Source organism: Thioalkalivibrio sp. ALE30 (assembly GCF_000377465.1).
In the GTDB taxonomy this organism is placed as follows: Bacteria; Pseudomonadota; Gammaproteobacteria; order Ectothiorhodospirales; family Ectothiorhodospiraceae; genus Thioalkalivibrio.
Map to the genome: position 1 here is coordinate 63,460 of NZ_KB898176.1, position 18,661 is coordinate 82,120.

Here is an 18,661-nt window from a genome sequence, read left to right on the forward strand (position 1 = left end):
CGGACGGCGGGCCGGGCGTGGTGGATGACAGGACAAGGACAGGGATGACATGACCGATATCAACCGCTGGTTGCTGCCGGATGGCCTGGAGGAGGCCTTGCCGGATGCCGCGCGGCGTCTGGAGGCGCTCCGGCGCCGTGTGCTGGACCAGTTCGACACCTGGGGCTACGACCTCGTGATGCCGCCCCTGGCCGAGTATCTGGAATCCCTCCTGACCGGGGCCGGGCATGCCCTCGATCTGCAGACCTTCAAGCTCACCGATCAGCTCACCGGGCGCATGATGGGTGTGCGCGCGGACCTGACCCCGCAGGTGGCACGTATCGACGCGCATCGCCTGCGGGTGCAGGGGCCGAATCGCCTGTGTTACGTGGGTACCGCTCTGCGTACCCGCGCGGACGAATGGTCCGGCTCGCGCAGCCCCTTGCAGGCGGGTGCCGAGCTGTTCGGCCACGACGGGATCGACAGCGATCTCGAGATCATCCGTCTGATGCTGGCCACCCTGACCGTCTGCGGCGTGGACCGCCCGAGCATGGATCTCGGCCATGTCGGGATCTATCGCGCCCTGGCGCGCGACGCCGGCCTCGACGAAAGCCAGGAGCAGGACTTCTTCGACCAGCTCCAGCGCAAGAGTGTGCCCGAGATCGACGAGACCCTGGCGGCCTGGCAGGCCTCCGGCATGGACCCGGTCGCCTGCGCGCGCCTGCGTGCGCTGGTCGATCTGAACGGGGACGCCGCGGTACTGGACGAGGCCCGCCGGGCCCTGGACGGCGCACCGACCGAGGTGCAGGCGGCGCTGGATCACCTGCAGGCCGTGGTCGCGCGCCTAGAGGCGGGCGAGCCGGGGCTGGACCTGCACCTGGACCTTGCGGAACTGCGCGGCTACGCCTATCACACGGGGCTGGTGTTCGCCGCCTTCGTCCCGGGTTCCGGCCAGGCCATCGCCCGTGGGGGGCGGTATAACGACATTGGGCGGGTATTCGGCCGGGCGCGGGCGGCGACCGGGTTCAGTACCGATCTGCGCGCCTTCGTGCGTCGCGAAGGCGGGGTGGCGGCCCCGGCCCGGGAAAGCGTGCGTGCGCCGGCCAGCGGCGATGCGGCGCTGGAGGCCGCGATCGCGGACCTGCGCGCACGCGGGGTGCGCGTGGTGCGCGAGCTGGATGGCCAGGACAATGAATCACCCGCCGGCGCGCGTCTGGAGCAGCGCGACGGCGAATGGACGGTAGTGGAGCATTGATGACGATGGGACGTTTTGTAGTCGTGCTGGGCAGCCAGTGGGGGGACGAGGGCAAGGGCAAGATCGTCGATCGTCTGACCGAGGATGCGGCCGCGGTGGTTCGGTTCCAGGGCGGGCACAATGCCGGCCATACCCTGGTGATCGGCGGCGAGAAGACCGTTCTGCACCTGATTCCGTCCGGCATTCTGCGCGAAGGCGTGGAATGCATGATCGGCAACGGGGTGGTGCTCTCGCCCGAGGCCCTGATCACGGAGATGGAGGAGCTGGAGGCCAAGGGGGTGCCGGTCGCCGACCGCCTGCGTCTGTCGGATGCCTGCCAGCTGATCCTGCCCTACCACGTGGCACTGGACCATGCGCGCGAGAAGGCACGCGGCAAGGCGGCCATCGGGACGACCGGGCGCGGCATCGGGCCGGCCTACGAGGACAAGGTGGCGCGTCGCGGCCTGCGTCTGGACGACCTGTTCCACCGCGAACGCCTGGCGGCCAAGCTGGGCGAGGTGATGGACTATCACAACTTTGCGCTGAAGCACTACTTCAAGGCGCCGACCGTCGATCAGCAGGAAGTGCTGGAGCAGTGCCTGGCGCACGCCGAACGACTGCAGCCGATGGTCACGGACGTGGCCGGGCGGCTGCACGCGCTGCGCGAGCAGGGCAAGGACGTGATGTTCGAGGGCGCCCAGGGCACGCTGCTGGACATCGACCACGGCACGTATCCGTTTGTGACCTCGTCGAACACCACCGCGGGGGGCGCCTCCACCGGCTCCGGGGTGGGCCCGCGGGACATCGACTACGTGCTGGGGATTACCAAGGCCTATACCACGCGCGTGGGGGCGGGGCCGTTCCCCACCGAGCTGTTCGACAACATGGGCGAGCACCTTGCGCGCCAGGGCAACGAATTCGGCTCGACCACCGGGCGTGCGCGGCGCTGCGGCTGGTTTGACGCGGTCGCGCTGAAGCGGGCGGTCCAGGTGAACACGATCAGCGGCCTGTGCATGACCAAGCTGGATGTGCTGGACGGGCTGGAGAGTGTGCAGATCTGTGTCGGCTATGACTGTGGTGGCGAGCGCCGCGAGGTGCCGCCCTCCGGGGCCGAGGCCTATGCGGCCTGCACCCCGATCTACGAAGAGATGCCGGGCTGGGCGGAGTCCACGGTCGGGATCCGCGAGTACGCGAAGCTGCCGGCGAATGCGCGCGCCTATCTGGAGCGGCTGAGCGAGGTCGTCGGGGTCCCGGTGGATATGGTCTCCACCGGCCCGGATCGCGACGAAACCCTGGTGCTGCGCGACCCGTTCGACAGCTGATATCCCGCCCGGACGGTCGGGGCGTCACCAAGCGCGGGCTTCGGTGATGTCCCGGCCCGGGGGTCCGGCGCCTGTGCACGCGGGTGCGCATGACGCGTGCGTATGAAGCGGCGTCGAGGTTTGCCCATGTGGTATGCGAATGGCCCGGGTGAATGCTCCACGGGCCGCGCCCGCGAAGGCAGCGCCCACGAAAAAACCCACGCCATCCATGTGGATGTCGCGCGTTACGGGGTGGTTCAGGGAGTGTGTTGAAGCAGAAAAATGGTGCCGAGGAGAGGACTTGAACCTCCACGGGGTTACCCCCACTAGCACCTGAAGCTAGCGCGTCTACCAATTCCGCCACCTCGGCACGAGGGACGACACAGCGGTGAAAACCGAGTGTCCTGCGCTTCAGGAGCGCGCAATATAGTGCGCGCCCGCGAGGCTGTCAACGCCCCGGGGGCCGAAAGTCGCCGTCCGGGACGGGCGCCGGCGGGCCGGCGCGAAGCCGCGCTGCGCAACAAAATTCTGCATGCCTCATAATGGGCGCTTCGGGAAGCGCCGATTCATGTACCCGCTGGTGTTGCGGTCCGCTGGTGTCGCTCCGCTACACTGCACTCACCGCGCCTTGATCGCACGCTGGAAAGCGGCTCGAGCGGGAGCGGGCACCTGAATCAGCGTTTCCCTTGCGCGCCCGGCCGGTTCCCGGCGAAGGGCTGCCCATTGCAACATCCACAGAGTTCACTGAATGCCAAGACAACGTCGCAAGACCCCCGCCGATCCCAACTTCGAGCGCGAGGCGCAGAAGTACGACAACCCCATCCCCAGCCGCGAGTTCATCCTCGGGCTCCTGCAGGAAGCCGACAACCCGCTGTCCTACGACGAGATCGCGGAGCGGCTGCAGATCGACGATGACGATCGTCTCGAGGCCCTGCGCCGCCGCCTGAAGGCGATGGAGCGCGACGGCCAGGCCCTTTGCAATCGCCGAGGGGCCTATCTGCCGGTCAACCAGGAAGATCTGATCCGCGGCCGTGTGATCGGGCATCCGGACGGCTTCGGCTTCCTGGTGCCGGACGAGCAGGACGACGATCTGTTCCTGTCGCCCAAGCAGATGCGCGGCGTATTCCATGGCGACCGGGCGCTGGCCCGGGTCATGGGCATGGATCGCCGCGGCCGCCGTGAAGGCGGGATCGTGGAGGTCCTCGAGCGCAACACCACCCAGGTGGTCGGGCGCCTGAAGATCGAGGACGGGGTCGGTGTCCTGACCCCGGACAACAAGCGGATTACCCACGACATCCTGGTGCCGCCGGACGGCCTGGGCGAGGCGCAGGACGACCAGATCGTGGTGGTGCGTATCCGCGAATCCGCCTCGCGCACCGCACGCCTGAAGGGCGATGTGCTGGAGGTCCTGGGCGAACACATGGCCCCGGGCATGGAGATCGACATCGCGATCCGTGCCCATGGCCTGCCGCACGAGTGGCCGGACGACGTCACGGCCGCCGCCGACGCACTGGGTGCCGAGGTCGCCGAGAAGGACAAGAAGGGCCGTCTGGATCTGCGCGAGAAGCCGTTTGTCACCATCGACGGCAGTGATGCCCGCGACTTCGACGACGCTTTGTACTGCGAGCCGGAGGGCAAGGGCTGGCGCCTGTGGGTCGCGATCGCCGATGTGTCCCACTATGTCGAACGCGATGCGGCCCTGGACCGCGAGGCCCGTACCCGCGGCACCTCGGTGTACTTCCCCGACAACGTGATCCCGATGCTGCCGGAGGCCCTGTCCAACGGCCTGTGCTCGCTGAACCCGAAGGTGGATCGGTTGAGCATGGTCTGCGAGATGGAGATCGGCGCGCGCGGGGCGCTGAAGAGCTATCGCTTCCACGAGGGCCTGATCCGCTCGCACGCGCGTCTGATCTACGACGATGTTGCGGCGATGCTCGACGGCGACACGGCCCTGCGCGAGCAGAACGCCCATGTGATGCCGCATCTGGAGACCCTGCACAAGGTCTTCAAGTCCCTGCACGCAGCCCGCAATCGCCGCGGCGCGATCGACTTCGACACCACCGAGACCAAGATCGTCTTCGGCGAGGACCGCAAGATCGAGCAGATCGTCCCGACCGAGCGCAACGATGCCCATCGCCTGGTCGAGGAATGCATGATCATGGCGAACGTCGCGGCGGCGCGGTTCCTGAAGAAGCACAAGGTGCCGGCGCTTTATCGTATCCACGACCAGCCACCGGCGGAGAAGGTCGAGGAGCTGCGCGAGTTCCTGAATGGCGCGGGCCTGAGCCTGGGCGGCGGGGCCGAACCCACACCGGCCGACTACACGGCCGTGCTGAAGGCCGCCCGCCAGCGCTCGGACCAGCAGCTGATCCAGACGGTGCTGCTGCGCTCGCTGAGCCAGGCGGTGTACGCCCCGGAACTGGACGGGCACTTTGGTCTGGCGCTGGACGACTACGCGCACTTTACCTCGCCGATCCGGCGCTATCCCGACCTGCTGGTGCATCGTGGCATTCGTCATGTGCTGCGCAAGGGCAGTGGCAAGGCGTTCCCGTATTCGCACAGCGACATGGAATCGCTGGGCGAGCACTGCTCGATGGCGGAGCGGCGCGCCGACGATGCCACCCGCGATGCCGAGGCCTGGCTGAAGGCCGAGTACATGCAGGACAAGGTCGGGGAGACCTTCACCGGCGTGGTCTCCGGCGTAACCGGGTTCGGCCTGTTCGTCGAGATCAAGGATGTCTACATCGAGGGCCTGGTCCACGTGACCAGCCTGGACAATGACTTCTACCACTTCGACCCGACCCGTCACACCCTGACCGGCGAGCGCGGCGGACGGGTGTTCCGTATTGGGGACGAACTGCAGGTGCAGGTGGCCCGGGTGAGTCTGGATGATCGCAAGATCGACCTCGCGCTGGCCGGGGAACCGGGCAAGCCGAAGCCGACGGACGCGCCACCGAAGAAGCGCAGCCGCCGCAGCAAGCGCCGCAAGGATGCCGAGACCGCCCCGGCCGCCACCCCGGCGGACGAGACCCAGCCGGCCGAAGCTGCGGCGGACCCGGCTCCGGCCGAGCCGCAGGCACCCGCCGCCGACGACGAGGCCCCGGCACCGAAGAAGAAGCGTCGCCGTCGCGGCGGTCGCCGCCGTGGTTCGGCCTCCGGTGACACGACCCCGGACCCGGCCCCCGAGCCGGGGAACGAGGCGGCCCCGGTGTCCGACCCTGACGAGGGTATTCCCGATGCCCCGGAACCCGGCAACGAGGCGGTCCCGCCGCCGCGACCGGAGGCCGACAAGGACGGCAACACCATCGTCGAGTCGGAGCCGCAAGCCCAGGGGGCGGGCAAGAAGCCCGCAGGTTCCGGCCGTCGCCGCAGCCGGCGCCGGCGTCCCTCCTCGTCCTGAGGTACCGCCCGGTGAGTGCGCAGGGCCATCCATCGCGAGGCGCGGCATCCCCGCGCAAGCGCGCGGCGGGTTCGCCGCCGGTTGTGTCCCGTGGAGGGAGGCGGTGAGCAAGGGTGGCAAGGGTAGCCGCGCGGAGACCTTCGGCGGTATTCATGCGGTGGCGGCGGTACTGGAGCGTGCCCCGGAACGGGTGAAGCGCCTGCAGCTCGCGACCGACCCGGTCGAGCCCGCGCTGGAGCGCCTGCTGCATCGTGCCCGCGCCTGCGGTCTCGCGGTGGAGCGGGTGGGCCGCGAGCGCCTGGATCAGCAGCATCCGGGGTTCCAGAACCAGGGCGTGATCGTGCACTGCACCCCGCGTCCGGTGGTGGATGAAAAGACCCTGATCCAGCGGGTGCGCGATGGTCTGGACCTCGTGCTGATTCTCGATGGGGTGACCGACCCCCACAACCTCGGCGCCTGCCTGCGCACCGCCGATGCGGCGGGGGCCGGCGCGGTGATCATGCCGCGCCACCACAGCGCCGCCCTGACCCCGGCGGCCATCAAGGTGGCCTCGGGCGCGGCCGAAACCGTGCCGGTGGTAACGGTCGGAAATCTCGCGCGGACGCTCGCCTCGCTCAAGCAGGCCGGTATGTGGACCGTCGGCCTCGCGGGCGAGGCCGGGGAAAGCCTCTACGCGCTGGACCTGCGCCCGCCGACCGCGATCGTGATGGGGGCCGAGGGCGAGGGCCTGCGCCGGCTCACCCGGGAGGCCTGCGACCACCTGGCCGCCTTGCCCATGCACGGGACGGTGGAGAGCCTCAATGTCTCCGTGGCCACCGGGGTAACCCTGTTCGAGGCGGTGCGCCAGCGCCAGGCCGGCGCGCCGGACTGAGGGCGTCGGCCGCCTGGCCTGTTCGTCGCTTGTTGTTGTCGCCCGCTTCGGTTATCGTATCGCGCCTTTCTGCCCCGCGGGCGCGCCCGCGGGGTTGAACCCTTGCCTCACCGCGTGGACGGGAGGCTGATACCCGAAAGGAGTTCCCGATGCGTCACTACGAAGTTGTATTCCTGGTCCACCCGGACCAGAGCGAGCAGGTCCCGGCGATGATCGAGCGCTACAAGGGCCTGGTCGAAGGCCACGAAGGCAAGATCCATCGCCTGGAAGACTGGGGCCGCCGTCAGCTGGCCTACCCGATCCAGAAGCTGGTGAAGGCCCACTACGTGCTCATGAACATCGAGGCCTCGGAAGAGGCGATGGAAGAGCTCGCCAGCGCCTTCCGGTTCAACGATGCCGTGCTGCGACACCTGGCGATGCGCATGGAAGAGGCTGTGACCGAGACCTCCCCGCTGGCCAAGGGCCAGGAAGAGGAAGGCTCCAAGGGCCGTCGCCGCGAGCGTGACGACGAGGGCGGCGAGTCCGCCTCCGATGATTCGGCCGCTGCCGAATAAGTCCCGCCCGTTCGTTGACCGAATTTTTGAAGGAGAGTTGAGATGGCCCGTTTTCCGCGTCGCCGCAAGTACTGCAAGTTCACCGCCGAAGGCATCGATTACATCGATTACAAGGACCTGAACCTGCTCAAGGGTTTCGTCACCGAGACCGGCAAGATCGTCCCCAGCCGAGTGACCGGCACCAGCGCGAAGTACCAGCGTCAGCTGGCCACCGCCGTGAAGCGCGCGCGCTTCCTCGCCCTGCTGCCGTACAGCGACAACCACTAAGTCTCGTACCGGTTCGCCGGGGGCCGTCGCCATGCGCGCACTGGCCGAATTCGCGATGAAGAGCCGGGGCCGCGCCGTGGGCGCGGTCTCCGGTTTTGGTGTGGCGGGGCTGTTTCTGCCGCCGGTGGCGCTGCTTGGCAGCGCGCTGGTCGCCCTGGTCGGGCTGCGCATTGGCCTCGGGCAGGCACTGCTGGTGATCGCGCTGTCCGCGCTCGTGCTCGGGGTCGCAATGTTTGCCCTGATGCCCGAGGCCCCGCTGTTCGCGGGGGTGGTGGCCGGGGTGGTGCAATGGGCGCCGGTGGCGCTGTTGGCGGAGCTGCTGCGACGGACCGTCTCGTGGCGCAGCACGCTGCAGGCCGCCGCCGGGGTCGCCGGGTTCGGGGTGCTGGCCGTCCATATGCTCGTCCCGGATCTCGAGTCCACCTGGGCCGAGGCCGGGATGAGACTGCTGGGGCCCCTGGTCGAAGGTAGCGAGACCGGTCCGCAGGAACTCGAGGCGGCGTTGCGCCGCGCCGCCCCGTACCTGACCGGGCTGTTTGCCGGGATCCTGCTGCTGAGCCTCACGCTCTCGGTGCTCCTGGGTCGCTACTGGCAGGCGCTGCTGTACAACCCGGGGGCGTTCGGCGAGGAGTTTCGGGCACTGCAGTTCGGGCGCGCCACAAGCGCGGCCACGCTGCTGCTGGCGGGGATCGGCCATCTGGGCCCGGTGCCGCTGGCGACCGAACTGGCGTTCATCCTCGCGGTGCTGTTCTTCCTGCAGGGGATCGCGCTGATGCACGCGCTGACCTTCCGTCAGGGCATGAGCAGCTTCTGGCTGGTGGGGATGTACGTCCTGCTGGCGCTGGCGATGCCGCAGATGTTCCTGCTGCTCGCCACCATCGGCGTCATCGACGCCTGGGCGGACATCCGCTCGCGGCTGGGCCCCGGCTCCGCATCGGGTGGGCAGGGCGGCGACAACAATCCGTGAGACCGGTCCGAGACCGGTGTAGAATGCGTGCCTTCGGGCGCTGATCAAACGTTACAGGAATACAAAGATGGAAGTCATTCTGCTGGAAAAGATCGATAACCTCGGCACCCTGGGTGACCGTGTCAACGTGCGTCCCGGTTTCGCGCGGAACTATCTGCTGCCGCAGGGCAAGGCCACGTTCGCCACCGCCGAGAACATCGCCGAGTTCGAGGCGCGTCGCGCCGAACTGGAGAAGGCCGCCGCCGAGGCCCTCGCCGCCGCCGAGGCGCGCAAGGAAAAGCTGGACGGCACCGTGCTCGAGATCACCGCGAAGGCCGGTGGCGAAGGCAAGCTGTTCGGCTCCATCGGCCCGGCGGACATCGCCGACGCGCTGAGCGCCAAGGGCACCGAAGTCGAGAAGAAGGAAGTGCGCATGCCGGAAGGCCCGCTGCGTACCGCCGGCGAATTCGAGGTCGGGCTGCACCTGCACTCGGACGTGGATGTGGACATTCGCGTCGTTGTGATCGGCGAAGAGTGATCCGTCGGATGTCGGGAGGGTGGCCCCACCGGGTCGCTGATACCCGGCAGGTGGGCGGGTTCGTCGCATGAACTCGCCCATGACCCCGAATCCGCGGGTCCCCCCGCATTCCGAGGAGGCCGAACAGGCAGTCCTCGGAGGCCTGATGCTGGATAACGCCGCCTGGGACCGGGTGGCGGACCGCATTACCGCAGAAGACTTCTATCGCCACGACCACCGCCTGATCTTCCGGGCGGTGTCCACGCTGGCGGATCGCAATGCCCCGTTCGACATGGTCACCGTGTCGGAGCAGCTGGACCGTACCGCGGAGCTGGAATCCGCGGGGGGCATGGCCTATCTCGGCCGCCTGGCAGCGGAAACCCCCAGTGCCGCGAACATCGTGGCCTACGCCGATATCGTCCGCGAGCGCTCCATCCTGCGGTCGCTGATCTCGGTGGGCACCGAGATCGCCGATTCGGCCTATACCCCCGAGGGCCGCGACTCCAAGGAACTGCTGGACGTGGCGGAGCAGAAGGTGTTCCGCATCGCCGAGCAGGGCGCGCGCGGGGCCCAGGGCTTTCGCGGGATGAAGCCGCTGCTGACCGCGGCGGTCGACCAGATCGAGTATCTCTACGAAAGCCAGAACCCGATTACCGGGGTGGCCACCGGCTATCAGGATCTGGATGCCCTGACCTCCGGACTGAACCCGGGCGATCTGGTGATCGTCGCCGGGCGTCCGTCCATGGGCAAGACCTCGTTCGCGATGAACATCGCCGAGTACGTGGCGATGAAGAACTCCGAGCCGGTCGCGATCTTCTCCATGGAGATGCCCGGCGAGCAGCTGGCCATGCGCCTGCTGTCCTCCATGGGCCGGATTAACCAGCAGAAGCTGCGCTCCGGGCGCCTGGAGGACGGCGACTGGCCGCGTCTGACGAGCGCGGTGCAGATGCTCTCCGAGGCGCCCCTGTTCATCGACGACACACCGGCGCTGTCGCCCACCGAACTGCGGGCGCGCACCCGCCGCCTGATGCGCGAACACAAGGGGCTGGGTCTGATCGTCGTCGACTACCTGCAGTTGATGCAGTTTCCCGGCAGTGGCGAGAGCCGGGCCCACGAGATCTCCGAGATCTCGCGCGGGCTGAAGGCCCTGGCGAAGGAACTGAGTGTCCCGATGATCGCGCTGTCGCAGCTCAACCGCTCGCTGGAACAGCGCCCGAACAAGCGCCCGGTGATGTCCGACCTGCGCGAGTCCGGGGCCATCGAGCAGGACGCGGATATCATCGCCTTCGTGTATCGCGACGAGGTCTACAACGACGAGTCGCCGGACAAGGGTACTGCGGAGATCATCATTGCCAAGCAGCGTAACGGCCCCATCGGCACCGTGCGCCTGACCTTCCGCGGGCAGTTCACCCGTTTCGAGAACTACGCCCCCGACGTCTACGGCGAGATCGGCCACGAGGCCTGACCCGGGACGTGAAGCGAGCGGCGACCATCCAGCTCGACCCCGAGGCCCTGCGGCACAACCTGGCCGTGGCGCGACGCCTGGCGCCCGGTGTCCCGATGTGGTCGGTGATCAAGGCCGAGGGCTACGGCCATGGGCTGCTATGGGCCGCCGAGGCCCTGGCGGCGGCCAGCGACGGGCTCGCCGTCTCCCAGGTCGGCGAGGCCCGGGCGCTGCGCGCGGCCGGCTTCGACGGTCCGGTGCTGGTCCTGCAGGGTCCGCACGATGCCAGCGACGCACGCGCCTGTGCCGAGTTCGCCCTGCAGCCGGTCCTGCATGACCCGGCTCAGCTCGATCATCTGGATGCCTCTGGCATCCGCCTCCCCGAGGTCTGGGTCAAGCTGAACACCGGCATGAACCGCCTGGGCTTCGAGCCGCGCCAGGCGGGCGAGGTGGCGATGCGCCTCCAGGCCGCCGGGCACGGGCAGCAGGGGCTGCACTGGATGACACACCTGGCCTGCGCCGACACGCCCGGCCACCCGCAGAATACTCACCAACTGGAATGCTTTGCCGGCGCCGTCGGGGCGTGGCCGGGATACCGCAGCGTGGCTAACTCCGCTGCATTGTTCGCCGGCTGGGGCTCGGGCGGTGAGGGGGCCGCGCCCGGCGACTACTGGGCGCGGCCCGGCATCATGCTCTACGGGGCACACCCGGCCTCCGCGCCGGCGGATCGTCCGCCCGAGGGGCCGGAGGGCGAGCTGCGCCCGGCGATGACGGTGCAGGCCCCGGTCATCGCGACCCAGCAGCTGGAGCCGGGCAGCCGCGTGGGTTATGGCGCCACCTGGACGGCCGATCGACCGGGTCGCGCCGGGATCGTCGCGATGGGCTATGCCGACGGCTATCCGCGTCATGCCCCGTCGGGCACGCCGGTGCGGGTCGGTGACCGGATCTGCCCGCTGATCGGGCGCGTCTCCATGGACATGCTGGCGGTGGATCTGACCGAGGTGCCTGCCGCGCAGGTTGGCGACCAGGTGACACTGTGGGGCGAGGGGCTCCCGGTGGAGCGGGTCGCGCGCGCGGCTGGCACCATCAGCTACGAGCTGTTGACCCGCGTGGCGGATCGCCTGCAGCCGGCGCACTGAGCCCGGTACACTGTGGCATCCCGCAGCCAAGGATGCCCCGATGACCGATTTCGACCCCGCTGATTACGACCCGCAGACTGTAGCCATCCGGCACGGTTACCAGCGTACGCCCGAGGGCGAGCACTCCGAGGCGATCTTCCCGACCTCCAGCTTCGTATTCGGCTCGGCCGCGGAGGCCGCCGCGCGCTTCGGCGGGGAGTCGCCCGGCAACATCTACTCGCGCTTCACCAACCCGACCGTGCGTACCTTCCAGGACCGCCTGGCCGCGCTGGAGGGGGGCGAGGCCTGTGTGGCCACCGCCTCCGGGATGTCGGCGATCCTCGCGACCATGATGGGCCTGCTGAAGGCCGGCGATCACGTGGTCTGCTCGCGTTCGGTGTTCGGCACGACTACGGTGCTTTTCAACAACTACCTCGGCCGTTTCGGTGTCGAGGTGACCTACGTCGAGCTGTCGAACCTCGAGGCCTGGGAGGCCGCCACCCAGCCGAATACCCGGTTGTATTTCTGCGAGACGCCGTCCAACCCGCTGGGCGAGGTGGTGGACATTGCCGCGCTGGCGGAGATCGCGCATCGGCACGACGCCCTGCTCGCGGTGGACAACTGCTTCTGCACGCCGATCCTGCAGCGCCCGCTGGATCTGGGCGCCGACATCATCATCCACTCGGCGACCAAGTTTCTCGACGGCCAGGGCCGCTGTCTGGGCGGCGCGGTGGTCGGCGACGCCGAGCGCGTCGGCAAGGATGTCTACGGCTTCCTGCGCACCGCCGGGCCGACCCTGTCGCCGTTCAACGCCTGGGTGTTCCTGAAGGGGCTGGAGACCCTGGCCCTGCGCATGCGCGCCCACAGCGAGAACGCCCTGGCCCTGGCGCAGTGGCTGCAGGCCCACCCGCAGGTCACGGCCGTGCATTACCCGGGGCTCGAGTCCCACCCGCAGCACGCAATCGCGAAGCGCCAGCAAAGCGGCTTCGGCGGGGTGCTGAGTTTCGAGGTCGCCGGCGGGCGTGAGGCCGCCTGGTCGGTGATTGACGCCACGAAATTCCTGTCGATCACCGCAAATCTGGGCGATACCAAGACCACCATCACCCATCCGGCCACCACTACCCACGGCCGCGTGGACCCGGACAGGCGCGAGGCCCAGGGCATTACCGAGGCCCTGGTGCGGGTCGCCGTGGGGCTGGAGGCGGTCGCCGACATCCAGCGCGACCTGGCCCGCGGGCTCGACGCGCTCTGACGCGGCTCCCGGGTCGACCGCACGGATATGTCCAGACCCGCATCCGGTGATGTCCATCCGAAGCCGCGCCGGCGTCCGCGCTGGCGCGTACTGCTGACGGTCGTTATTGGCTTCCACCTGCTGGGGTTCCTGTCGTCGCTGGATGCGCTGATGTCCACGCGGACGCCGCAGGGCGCGGTGGCCTGGATCGTGTCGCTCAACACCGTTCCCTATGTGGCCGTGCCGGCCTACTGGGTATTCGGCGCCAGCGAGTTTCGCGGCTACGTGGTCGCGCGCCGTGACGAAGACTCCGCTCTGGCGCGGGCCCTGCAGCCGAAGACAGAGGAGCTGTGGTCCCACCAGTACATCGCGCAAGAGCCGAGCAAGCACCTGGACGGGGTGCAGCGGCTGGCCCGCTGGCCGTTTCTCCACGGCAACGAGGTCGAGCTGCTGGTGGATGGCGAGGCGACCTTCGACAGTATCTTCGAGGGGATCGAGCAGGCCGAGCGCTACCTGCTGGTGCAGTTCTATATCGTGCGCGACGACGCGATCGGGCGCGAACTCAAGCGGCGGCTGGTGGAGCGGGCGCAGGACGGGGTCGAGGTCTATTTTCTCTACGACGAGATCGGCAGCTACCGCCTGCCCGGCAGCTATCTCGACGCCCTGCGCGAGGCGGGGGTGCATGTGCAGCACTTTCACTCGACCCGCGGGCGCGGTAATCGCTTCCAGCTGAACTTCCGCAATCACCGCAAGATCGTGGTGGCCGATGGCGAACAGGGTTGGGTCGGCGGACTGAACGTGGGGGATGAGTACCTCGGGCGGGACCCGAAGATCGGCCCCTGGCGCGATACCCACCTGCGCATCGAGGGGCCGTCCGCCCTGGCCCTGCAGTCGGTGTTCCTGGAGGACTGGCACTGGGCGACCGAAGACATCCCGGAGCTGGAATGGAAGCCGGCGATCATGGCGGACGATGGCGTCCCGGTGCTGATCCTGCCCTCCGGCCCGGCGGACGAATTCGAGACCGCCAGCCTGATGATGCAACAGGTTATCCATGCGGCGGATCGGCGTATCTGGATCGCCAGCCCGTACTTCGTGCCGGACGAGGGCGTGCAGGGCATGCTCAAACTGGCCGCGCTCAGTGGCGTCGACGTACGGGTGCTGATCCCCGAGGTCACCGACAACCCGCTGACCACGCATGCGGCCTATGCCTTTCTGGGTCCGCTGCTGGATGCCGGCGTGCGCATCTACCGCTATCAGGAGGGTTTCCTGCACGGCAAGGCCTTCGTGGTGGACGACATGGGCGCGGCGGTGGGGACCGTGAACCTGGACAACCGCTCGTTCCGGCTGAATTTCGAGGTCACCGCGCTGGTGATGGATCCGGCCTTCGCTCGCGAGACGGCGCGCATGTTTGAAGCCGACTTTGCCCGCTCGCGCGAGATGACCCGGCAGGATGTGGACGACCTGCCGCTTTGGCGACGGGTGGCCGCAAGGGCTGCCTATCTGCTGGCGCCGGTGTTGTAGGGAAACACGGATCAACGTACACGCTCGGGCGGCTTGATCTGTGTCACACCGAAAGCCGGAGCGGCTGCTAGACTTGCAGGCAGAATACCTGTTCGAGGCCAGCCCGTGTCGCGAGCCCTGCACCATCTGTTGAACCTGCTGATCGTCGCCGCCCTGCTGCTGGCGCCGATCGCCGGTGCCGGGATGATGCACGGCGATGCCGCGGACAGCATGACTGCGGCGGACCACTGCGCGGGTGAGGGTGCCGGATCGGCGTCGGAGTCCTTGTCTGCAGACTTCGTGATCCCAGCCGAGCCTTCGGCCTGCGAGATGCCCTGCGCGGTCTGTGGCGTCTGCGGGGTCTCGGGTTTGCCTTCACCCGCCGGCACGCCGGTCACGGCGGCCGCGCCCGTTTTGGTTTCCCTTCCCGTCGCCATGGGCCCCGGTACCCCCGCGGCACCGGATCTGCGCCCACCCCTCTGATTCCTCCCTGGCCGGGGTTCCACCCGGCCCCGGGTGATCGCGCATCACCCACGCACTGCGCATTACCGCGCTTTGCGTCTTTCACTCTGTCCCGGGGAGGACTACATCATGATGAATGAACAAGGTTTTGGCTGGATGGGCGGTATGGGTCTTGGCGGGGGCCTGATCGGGCTGCTCGTCCTGGTGCTGCTGATCCTCGGGATCGCCGCCCTGATCAAGTACCCGTTCGGCAATCGCTGAGGAGGCGCGCGATGACGACGGAAGCGAGGCCAGCGGACACCCGCGAGGCGGTGGTGATCGTCCCCGGCATGGGGTCGGACCACTGCGCGGGGATCGTGCGCGCGGCGCTGGAGAAGACCCCCGGCGTGGCCTCGGTGGGGACCAATATCGCCCGCCACCGGGTGACCGTGGGATACGACCCCGAGCAGGTGGGCCCGCAGGGGTTGCGGGCCGCGGTCGAGGGGGCTGGCTACGACGTCGCCCAAGTCGAGGGCGAAACGGGCGCCGCCGGTACGGTGCGTCTGGTGGTACCCGGCATGGGGTCGGACCACTGCGCGGGGATCGTGCGGGGTGCGATCGAGAAGCTGGAGGGCATCCAGGCGGTGCGCACCAACATCGGTGATCACCGTGTGACCATAGAACCCGGTCCCGGTGGCCCCGACGCCGAGGCCCTGCGCGCCGCGGTCGAGGGGGCCGGCTATGACGTGGCGGCGTTGGAGACCGAGGAGGCCGGCAGCGAGGCGGACGATGCCGAGATTGACGCGGCCTATCTGAAGCAGGCCTGGCGCCGGCTGTGGTTCGCGATGATCCCGACCATCGCGATCATGGTGCTGATGATGCCGCACATGTTCTGGCAGGAAATCCCCGGCTACCTGCTGATCGTCGCCGTACTGGCCTTCCCGGTGGTGTTCCTGGCCGGGGGCGCGGCCACTCACCGTTCGTCCTGGCGGGCGCTGAAAAGCCGCAGCCTGAACATGGACGTGCTGATCTCCATGGGCTCGCTGCCGCCCTATCTGCTGGGGCTGATCGGCTTCGTCTACCCGATGACCTCGTTCATCGAGATGGCCGCGACCATCATGGCCTTCCACATGCTCGGGCGGTATCTGGAGTACCGCGCCAAGGGCGAGGCCTCCTCCGCGATCCGCAAGCTGCTGGACCTGGGCGCGAAGACGGCCCGGGTCGAACGCGATGGCGAAGAAATCGAGGTGCCGGTGAAATCGCTGCAGGTGGGTGAGGTGATGATCGTGCGCCCGGGCGAGAAGGTCCCCACCGATGGCGAGGTGGTCTCCGGCGAGAGCACCGTGGACGAATCCATCGCCACCGGCGAGTCGGTACCGGTGGACAAGGGCGAGGGCGATAGCGTGCTCGGCGCGACCCTGAACCAGCAGGGGCGGCTGAAGGTGCGTGCGACCCGCGTGGGGGCCGACACCTTCCTGTCGCAGGTGATCCGGCTGGTGAACGAGGCCCAGGGCTCGCGGGTGCCGGTGCAGGAGCTGGCGGACCGCATCACCGCGCGCTTCGTGCCGGCGGTGCTGGTCATCGCGCTGGCGGCGTTCGCGGCCTGGCTGGCGTTCTCCGGGGCGCTGCAGCCGATCCTGATCTGGGGCGAGGGCTTCCTGCCCTGGGTCGACTCGGAGCGCCCGCCGATCGTGCTGGCTATCCTCGGGGCCATTGCCGTGCTGGTTATCGCCTGCCCCTGCGCGCTGGGGCTGGCCACGCCCACCGCCCTGATGGTCGGCTCCGGCATGGGGGCCGAGCGCGGGGTGCTGATCCGCTCGGGCTCCGCGATCCAGACGCTGAAGGACATCCGCGTGATCGTGCTCGACAAGACCGGGACCATCACCCGCGGGCAGCCGGCACTGACCGACGTGATCGCGGCCGAGGGCTTCGATGACGCTCGCGTGTTGCAAGCGGCCGCGGCCGTGGAGGCCGGCTCCGCGCACCCGCTGGCCGAGGCCATCGTGCAGGGCGCGCGCGACCGTGAACTGGAGATTGCCGAGGTCGACCGGTTCCAGTCGCACACCGCGCGCGGAGTGGAGGCCCACCTCGGCGGAGAACGCGTCCTGGTCGGCAGCCAGCGGCTGCTGGAGGAGCAGGGCCTGGATCCGTCCGGCCTGCTGGAATCGCTGCGGCGGCTCGAGGATGCCGGCAAGACGGCGATGCTGGTGGCCATTGGTGATCAGCCGGCTGGCATCGTCGCGGTCGCCGACACGCTCAAGGAAGAGTCGCAGGCCGCCATCGAACAGCTGCATGCCCTCGGCATCCGCTGCGTGATGGTCACCGGCGACAACGAGCGCACCGCCAACGCGGTGGCCGCGCAGGTCGGGATCGACGAGGTCCGCGCCGGCGTGCTGCCGGAGGGCAAGGTCGAGGCGATCCGCGAACTGCAGGCCGAGTACGGCGACCACGTGGCGATGGTGGGCGACGGCATCAACGACGCCCCGGCCCTGCAGCAGGCGAATGTCGGCATCGCGATCGGGGCCGGCGCGGACGTGGCCATCGAGGCCGCCGACGTGACCCTGGTGCGCGGCGAGCTGACCAAGGTCGTCGAGGCCGCGCAACTCTCGCGCCTGACCTTTCGCAAGATCGTGCAGAACCTGTTCTGGGCCTGGGGCTACAACAGTGCCGCCATCCCCATCGCCGCGGTCGGCCTGCTGCACCCGATGATTGGCGTGATCGCCATGACCGCCAGCTCGCTGTCGGTCATCGGCAACTCCATCCTGCTGCGTCGCAGCATGCCGACCGACGAGCGCTGAACGGGTATCCTTGGCCGCCATGAGTCAGCCGATCACCCATCCCGTGAGCTCGGATCTCTACCGAGCGGCCGAAATGGCGCTGCGCGAGTGCGATCCCGAGACCAAGTGCGAGCGCGTGCTGGCGCTGATGGACGACTGGTGGGCCGATGAGCTGGAGGCTGTCGCCAGCTCCGGGCCGGAACGGTTGGAGGTGCCCGGGCGTCCGGAACGGCCGGTGCTGGTGCACCCGAAGGACCTGCCGCGGCGCGGGCTGCACACGACGGCCGGGCGAGTGGCCTTGGTGCATGCCGTCGCGCATATCGAGTTCAACGCGATCAACCTGGCGCTGGATGCCGTGTATCGCTTTCGCGACATGCCGGCGCCGTTCGTCAGCGACTGGCTGCAGGTGGCGGCCGAGGAGGCGCGCCATTTCCGGCTGTTGCGCGCGCGGCTCAACGAGCTGGGGGCGGACTACGGCGAGCTGCCGGCCCACAACGGGCTGTGGGAGGCCGCACTCGCGACCGACCACGACGTGATGATCCGCATGGCCCTGGTGCCGCGCGTGCTGGAGGCGCGCGGGCTGGACGTGACCCCGGGCATGATCGAGCGCCTGGCAGCAGCGGGCGATCACGCGACCGTGGCGCTTCTCGAGATCATCCAGCGCGAGGAGGTCGCCCACGTGGCGATCGGCACGCGCTGGTTCCGCGAGTTGGCCCACGCGCGCGGGCTCGATGCCGAGCCGCTCTTCCTCGAGCTGCTGGCAGAGTACATGCCGGGCCGCGTACGCCCGCCCTTCGCCCACGCCGCCCGCCGCGCCGCCGGTTTCACCGACTCCGAGATGGCGCAACTGGAGGCCCAGGCCGCCACCGATTCGTCGCCATAGATTCGAGCGGATCGGCTCTGCGCCGTTTTGTGGTCAGGCCTGGCAGTGGCTGGTCCTGGTTCGGCATCCGGTGTTTACGGTGCCTTCGGTCCGCATACTGCCTGGCGCTGACTCGCCAGCGCGCCCCGAGTGACTTCTTTGCTCGTGCAAAGAAGTCACCAAGAAACACGCCCGACTGCCGCGACCCCGGCCCGCTGT

Annotated in this window: 16 protein-coding genes and 1 tRNA gene; 16 read left to right on the forward strand and 1 reads right to left on the reverse strand. The window is 68.7% G+C overall.

Going from position 1 to position 18,661, the window contains the following annotated elements:
* The first annotated feature begins 49 nt into the window (after positions 1–49).
* Both D107_RS0112020 and D107_RS0112025 read left to right on the forward strand, forming a co-directional pair.
* Positions 50–1,234 carry an ATP phosphoribosyltransferase regulatory subunit gene (locus D107_RS0112020; RefSeq protein ID WP_018881566.1) on the forward strand — a complete coding sequence of 395 codons (1,185 nt, stop codon included), beginning with the start codon at positions 50–52 and terminating at the stop codon, positions 1,232–1,234.
* Positions 1,234–2,535: an adenylosuccinate synthase gene (locus D107_RS0112025; protein WP_018877083.1), complete on the forward strand. Its 1,302-nt coding sequence runs from the start codon at positions 1,234–1,236 to the stop codon at positions 2,533–2,535. Before D107_RS0112020 ends, D107_RS0112025 begins: the two co-directional genes overlap by 1 nt.
* A gap of 262 nt (positions 2,536–2,797) precedes the next feature.
* On the opposite strand, the gene D107_RS0112030 is transcribed toward D107_RS0112025, so the two are convergent.
* Positions 2,798–2,884, reverse strand: a tRNA-Leu gene (locus tag D107_RS0112030).
* A gap of 378 nt (positions 2,885–3,262) precedes the next feature.
* Here D107_RS0112030 and rnr point away from each other — a divergent pair.
* The 14 genes from rnr (at position 3,263) to D107_RS0112100 (ending at position 18,463) form a co-directional block, all read left to right on the forward strand.
* A complete protein-coding gene (rnr, locus tag D107_RS0112035) occupies positions 3,263–5,914 on the forward strand; it encodes a ribonuclease R (RefSeq protein WP_018881567.1) in 2,652 nt (883 codons plus the stop codon).
* A gap of 103 nt (positions 5,915–6,017) precedes the next feature.
* On the forward strand, positions 6,018–6,785 hold the full coding sequence (gene rlmB, locus D107_RS0112040) for a 23S rRNA (guanosine(2251)-2'-O)-methyltransferase RlmB (protein WP_018867236.1): 768 nt from the start codon (positions 6,018–6,020) through the stop codon (positions 6,783–6,785).
* A 149-nt stretch (positions 6,786–6,934) separates the two neighbouring features.
* The gene (rpsF, locus tag D107_RS0112045) at positions 6,935–7,339 is read left to right on the forward strand and encodes a 30S ribosomal protein S6 (protein WP_018867237.1); all 405 of its coding nucleotides are present in this window, start codon (positions 6,935–6,937) and stop codon (positions 7,337–7,339) included.
* Positions 7,340–7,381: 42 nt separating this feature from the next.
* Entirely contained in the window at positions 7,382–7,606 is a 225-nt protein-coding gene (rpsR, locus tag D107_RS0112050; RefSeq protein WP_017940974.1) for a 30S ribosomal protein S18, read from the forward strand.
* A gap of 31 nt (positions 7,607–7,637) precedes the next feature.
* On the forward strand, positions 7,638–8,573 hold the full coding sequence (locus tag D107_RS0112055; RefSeq protein ID WP_018878326.1) for a hypothetical protein: 936 nt from the start codon (positions 7,638–7,640) through the stop codon (positions 8,571–8,573).
* Between the two features lie 67 nt (positions 8,574–8,640).
* Positions 8,641–9,090 carry a 50S ribosomal protein L9 gene (gene rplI / locus D107_RS0112060; RefSeq protein ID WP_018867240.1) on the forward strand — a complete coding sequence of 150 codons (450 nt, stop codon included), beginning with the start codon at positions 8,641–8,643 and terminating at the stop codon, positions 9,088–9,090.
* 79 nt (positions 9,091–9,169) lie between these two features.
* Positions 9,170–10,534, forward strand: a complete 1,365-nt coding sequence (dnaB, locus tag D107_RS0112065; RefSeq protein WP_018867241.1) for a replicative DNA helicase — start codon at positions 9,170–9,172, stop codon at positions 10,532–10,534.
* Between the two features lie 8 nt (positions 10,535–10,542).
* The gene (alr, locus tag D107_RS0112070; protein WP_018878328.1) at positions 10,543–11,652 is read left to right on the forward strand and encodes an alanine racemase; all 1,110 of its coding nucleotides are present in this window, start codon (positions 10,543–10,545) and stop codon (positions 11,650–11,652) included.
* A 40-nt stretch (positions 11,653–11,692) separates the two neighbouring features.
* Entirely contained in the window at positions 11,693–12,883 is a 1,191-nt protein-coding gene (locus D107_RS0112075) for an O-succinylhomoserine sulfhydrylase (RefSeq protein ID WP_018877088.1), read from the forward strand.
* Between the two features lie 27 nt (positions 12,884–12,910).
* Positions 12,911–14,383: a cardiolipin synthase gene (gene cls, locus D107_RS0112080; RefSeq protein WP_018878329.1), complete on the forward strand. Its 1,473-nt coding sequence runs from the start codon at positions 12,911–12,913 to the stop codon at positions 14,381–14,383.
* Positions 14,384–14,488: 105 nt separating this feature from the next.
* Entirely contained in the window at positions 14,489–14,845 is a 357-nt protein-coding gene (locus D107_RS0112085) for a hypothetical protein (RefSeq protein WP_018881568.1), read from the forward strand.
* Between the two features lie 108 nt (positions 14,846–14,953).
* Positions 14,954–15,085, forward strand: coding sequence for a hypothetical protein (locus D107_RS14240; RefSeq protein WP_255349391.1), 132 nt, complete (start codon positions 14,954–14,956; stop codon positions 15,083–15,085).
* 11 nt (positions 15,086–15,096) lie between these two features.
* On the forward strand, positions 15,097–17,601 hold the full coding sequence (locus D107_RS0112095) for a heavy metal translocating P-type ATPase (RefSeq protein WP_018881570.1): 2,505 nt from the start codon (positions 15,097–15,099) through the stop codon (positions 17,599–17,601).
* Positions 17,602–17,620: 19 nt separating this feature from the next.
* Positions 17,621–18,463, forward strand: coding sequence for a ferritin-like domain-containing protein (locus tag D107_RS0112100; protein ID WP_026280809.1), 843 nt, complete (start codon positions 17,621–17,623; stop codon positions 18,461–18,463).
* Positions 18,464–18,661: the final 198 nt, after the last annotated feature.